We start from the raw sequence: 4,502 nt of genomic DNA on the forward strand, positions 1-4,502 counted from the left end.
GACCCACAGCGCCGATGGTACTGCACCCGGGAGGGTGTGGGAGAGTAGGTCACCGCCGGAACATCATTCAAGGCCAGGCCCCGAACACGAAAGTGTCCGGGGCCTGACCCATTTAACACCCACAAGACCACACCAGTCGCCGTCGGACACCCCACCAAACTGCCACAGCATCCCCTGGACAGCGCATCAACTGCCACAGCGTCCGTGACATCCCTCACCGTCCGACAGCAACAGCGCCACAGCGAAGGGCATGCCTCCGGCAGTATCCGCTGATTAGGTAACCGGCGGTCGTGAGCTTGGAATCTGAACAGGCACCACAATCCCGGCGCCCCCGTCCACGGTGACTCGTTGTCCTGTTCGGAGTCGACGGGTCGCATCCCCGGTTCCTACGACGGCGGGGATCCCGAATTCGCGGGCCACAAGGGACGCATGGGCTGCCAAGGTTCCGCCGTCCGTGATGATGGCGGCGGCGCGGGCGAAAAGAGGTGTCCAAGCCGGCGCTGTGGCCTTGGCCACGAGGACCTCGCCTTCCAGGAAGCTATCGAAGTCTTCCGGCCCGTGCATGACCCGGACTGGTCCGGTCACGCGTCCGGTGCTTGCCGGGTGGCCGACGATCGCGCCCTCGGGCAGGTCGTGTGATGTTCTCGCCGCTTCCACGGCCCGCGCGATTGGATCGCCGACAATCCTGGCGGGCTCGCCCAGTGTCAGCGGAGCGTCCAGCCTCCTTTGCTGCTGCCACGTCCGGCGTCGGCTGACTACCGGTGGACGATGGCGCGGGGAGGGGCTGCTGGCCTCTTCCAACGTCAGGAAATGTATGTCTGCCGGGTCGTCGATGACCTGCGCGGCGACCAACTGCTCGCCCAGCCGGCGGGCGCAGCGGCGCAGGACTGGCCACCCTAGGCTCAGATCATGAGCCTGTTCCTCGCGAAGTACCGCGTAGTGCTGGGCCACGCCAAGGAGCGAGTTGAACTGCGCGAGCACCCGCGGCTGATCCATGAGCGCCTTCCGTGCTGTTGCTTCGGCATCTATTCGCTGGGCACTAAGGGCTTCAGCCATCCCGGGTGCCGGCCGCGCGTCCTGTCCGTGGTTCTCAGGGGTCGCCTCTCCCGCCGTCGGGTGGTACCAATCAAGGGAATAGACGGCGTGAGGAGCATGCCCAGGCGTGGTAACGCTCAGGCCGCGCAGGAGAGCCTGATAGCCTGTCTCCCCCGGCGCAGTCCCGTGCAGCGGCCCCGACAGATGCTTCTGCCAGAACCGGGCCAATGCGGACTCCATCTTCCAGGCCGATCCGCCGACGATGGCGAGTGACCAGAGATAGACCCCTGCTTGCTTGCAGATGGTGTCAACGAGTTCGATCAGTCCGTTCCGGGTAGCGGAATCTATGTCCTGCTCAGCCTTGCGCACCAGCCGGCGGTAGGCCGGAAGCAGCTCGTTTCGCCATTCAAGTTCCAAATCACCAAGTACTGCGCGGTGTGCGGCCGCGGGATTGTGGGAGACACGGAATAGTGCGTTGAACAGGAACCAGGGTGCCCTGCCCCGGCTCTCCAGAATCACTCCCGCCAAGACGCGCAGGGATGGAACGGGAGGCGCGTTGTAATACCACCCGTTGACGGAGGCGTAGCGGAAGGGAACCCGCACATGGGCATCCGCCTGCATCCCGTCGAGGAACCCTGATTCGATCCGGGGCAGAAGCCAATCTTCGAAAAGGGGAGTCATCGGATCCGGAAGCCACTCGCCGAGGCGGAAGTTCCGTGACCACAGGCCTTTACCTGGCGCCACCCAATCAACTGCCTCCGGGAGGGCTGTCATTGGTCTTGCCTGAAGAAGGAACAGTACCCCGGCAGCATCGATGGCCCACTCAATGTCCTGTGGAGCTCCCGCCTGGAGCTCAACACTGCGGGCCAGTCCCGCGACCTCGAGTGCTTGCGCCGCATTGAGGGTGTCCGCGCTCCGGTTGCAGACTGCATCCTCACCCCGGACGGTCCATTCTTCACCGATGTCGTCGCCTGCCACAAGGGTTTCACCAATCCCAGGGACAGCGGTGACAATTGTTTCGTGCCTGTTGCCCGTCAGCGGATTGGCGGTGAAGGCGACTCCGGCTGCAAGGGGCTGGACCATCTGCTGAATGAGGACTGCCATGGCCGGCGCCGATTGCGCCGCCGTGCTGAGCGTGGACTGATAGGCAGCCACCCGGTCCTGGGCGGCGGAGGCCAGGCAACGCCTGATTCCATCGTGGAGATCATCCCTGGTGACGTTGAGGAATGTTTCGTAGAGGCCCGCGTAAGAGGCCCCGGGCAGGTCTTCCGCCGCCGCGGAGGACCGAACCGCAAACGGGCCGTGGCCGGTCCGGTCGGCGGCCTCGTTGAGGGCTTCGGTCAGCCCGGGTCCGCCCCGTTCAAATGCCTCTGCTGTGACGACGAAGCCGGGCGGAATGTGGAAGCCTTTGGCCGCAAGGGCATTGAGCGTGGCTGCCTTGCTGCCCAACAACAACCGCTCTTCCTCAATCTCACCGAGCGGGGGAAACATCTCTTTGATGCCCATCAGTCAGTCGTCCCATGAGTAGTATTGCTATATGTAGCAATGCTACTCTAGAACTAATTCCTCGAAGCGGTACGGGGCGGATATCTTTCAGGAGGGACTCGGGGATGCTCCCGATCAGGCCGGAGTCGCTTAAAGGGCACTTGGACGCACTTCTCCTGTCGGTACTGGAGAAGGGGCCATGTCACGGCTACGCCGTCATCGAGAGTGTCCGCGAGGGCAGTGGCGGTACCTTCGACCTGCCCACTGGCACCATCTACCCCGCCCTGCACCGGCTGGAGCGTGCAGGATTCATCCACAGCGAGTGGGAGGCCTTCGGTGGAAGACGACGCCGCGTCTACGAACTGACAGTGTCGGGACGGCTGGCCCTCGTGACCGAACGGGCAGTCTGGGCAAAGTTCTCCGACGCAGTCAGCGCGCTTCTGGGAGGGCAGGCATGAGGTCCTCCGCCGAGAACGAGGTCGTCAACCGGTACCTGGCTGAACTCCATGGACTGTTGCATGGCCCTGCGCGCGCCAGGCGCGCGGTGGTCGAGGAAATACGGTCAGGGATATCGGATTCTGCCGAGGCTTTCGCTGCGAAAGGTCTGTCTCCACAATCGGCCTTGGAGGCCGCGGTTGCCGACGTCGGAGCGCCTGCCGTCGTCGCCTCTGCATTCGCGGGTGAGTTGGCCATCGCCCAGGCGCGCAAAATCATATGGTCCCTGCTTATTACCGGCCCGATTGTCGGCATCTGGTGGCTGCTCCTGCTGTCACCGCCATCGGGCGGATTCCTCCCCCCGGCCATGATCCTGGCCGTCCCGGTGCTGCCGTTCATTGCTGCGGCAGTGATAGTGGGCGTGCTGGTGCTCGCCACCAGTGGATCGTTGATCCGCTGGCTCCCGGAAGTAACTCCACGGCAGGCGTTGCTGGCTGCTGCATCGGTGGCAGGGGTTTGCATCAACGCCGACACGGCGCTTCTCATCATCATCGCGGCACGATCAGTTGCCGGAACGGCAGCATCTCCGGCACTTCTCGTCCTGGCAGCCGTCGCCGCCAGCACCCTGCGTCTTATAGCTTCAGGAATAGCCGTCTCATGGTCCTTGAGGACCATTGGTCACCTGAGAGCCAGCTAAACCGTTCCGGCCTCCTCCAGGAGCCCGGGCTAGGTTCCGGCCGGCATGGTGATAACCGGCTCGTAGTGCTGGACGGTCGGAAACGGCAAATAGAAATGATGCAGCAGCTTGCGCCAATCCTGGTATGCAGCTGAGCCTCTGAACCCCTCGGTGTGGTCTTCCAGACGTGCCCACTCCACAAGCAGCAGATAGGTGCCGGCGCTCTCGATGCAGCGCGAGAGTGTGAGGCCACAAAATCCCTCCATGGAGGCGATGATTGATTTCGCCTCGCTGAAGGCCACCTCGAAATCGTTCTCCATGCCGGGACGGACTGTAAGCAATGCATGTTCGGTGATCACTCGATAATCATGCCCAATACAGGCATCCGATGCTGCGGTCCTGTGGGGTGTGTGGTTGGTGTCTGGTTGTGTTGCAGGGCACAGGGACCGCTAACGACGGCGGCGCCCGGTTTTGAGGGTGGTTGCCGCCTGTGGGCGCGGATCGGCGGGGTTTTGGGGTGGTGTGTGGGTGGATTTGCGGTGGGGGTTGGGTGGGTGTATTGTTTTCTAAGTCGCCGCGAGGGGAACAGCGAAGAGCTGGTTACCGCGGGCGGCCAAACCCCCTAATTCAAGACCAGATTCTGGTGGCTCGTTGGAGTGCCTGGATGTGGTGGGGGTTGGGGTTTTCTTGCTGGTGTGGGTCCTGGAATATGGATTTGCGTCGGGGCGGGAAACCGGGTAAGTTTGAAAAGTTGCTCCGGAGCGATCCACGGCTGAGATGTTGTGGTGGTGCCGGGTGTGTCTGTTGTTTGAGAACTCAATAGTGTGCCAAGTTTGTTGATACCAATTGTTTTATTGATTGGTTGTTTTGG

Annotated in this window: 4 protein-coding genes and 1 pseudogene; 2 read left to right on the forward strand and 3 right to left on the reverse strand. The window is 62.7% G+C overall.

What is annotated here, in order from left to right; genetic code table 11:
- Positions 1-273 precede the first annotated feature (273 nt).
- Positions 274-2,541, reverse strand: a complete 2,268-nt coding sequence (locus tag ACS5PJ_RS22510) for a PEP/pyruvate-binding domain-containing protein (protein WP_439437061.1) — start codon at positions 2,539-2,541, stop codon at positions 274-276.
- 140 nt (positions 2,542-2,681) lie between these two features.
- Here ACS5PJ_RS22510 and ACS5PJ_RS22515 point away from each other — a divergent pair, with 140 nt between their 5' ends.
- Both ACS5PJ_RS22515 and ACS5PJ_RS22520 read left to right on the forward strand, forming a co-directional pair.
- Entirely contained in the window at positions 2,682-2,978 is a 297-nt protein-coding gene (locus ACS5PJ_RS22515) for a PadR family transcriptional regulator (RefSeq protein WP_439437062.1), read from the forward strand.
- Positions 2,975-3,652 carry a permease prefix domain 1-containing protein gene (locus ACS5PJ_RS22520; RefSeq protein ID WP_439437063.1) on the forward strand — a complete coding sequence of 226 codons (678 nt, stop codon included), beginning with the start codon at positions 2,975-2,977 and terminating at the stop codon, positions 3,650-3,652. The genes ACS5PJ_RS22515 and ACS5PJ_RS22520 overlap by 4 nt, the downstream gene beginning before the upstream one ends.
- Before the next feature lie 29 nt (positions 3,653-3,681).
- On the opposite strand, the gene ACS5PJ_RS22525 is transcribed toward ACS5PJ_RS22520, so the two are convergent.
- Together ACS5PJ_RS22525 and ACS5PJ_RS22530 are read right to left on the reverse strand one after the other, a co-directional pair.
- Positions 3,682-3,990, reverse strand: coding sequence for an antibiotic biosynthesis monooxygenase family protein (locus ACS5PJ_RS22525; protein ID WP_439437064.1), 309 nt, complete (start codon positions 3,988-3,990; stop codon positions 3,682-3,684).
- A 263-nt stretch (positions 3,991-4,253) separates the two neighbouring features.
- A pseudogene (locus ACS5PJ_RS22530) lies at positions 4,254-4,502 on the reverse strand (hypothetical protein); the annotation flags it as partial.

Origin of the sequence: Pseudarthrobacter cremeus (assembly GCF_051857465.1) — a bacterium.
Lineage (GTDB): Bacteria > Actinomycetota > Actinomycetes > Actinomycetales > Micrococcaceae > Arthrobacter.

Excerpts from the sequence above, each read along its gene's own strand:
- ACS5PJ_RS22510 (WP_439437061.1), bottom strand. The coding sequence starts at position 2,541 with ATGGGCATCAAAGAGATGTTTCCCCCGCTCGGTGAGATTGAGGAAGAG.
- ACS5PJ_RS22520 (WP_439437063.1), top strand. The coding sequence starts at position 2,975 with ATGAGGTCCTCCGCCGAGAACGAGGTCGTCAACCGGTACCTGGCTGAA.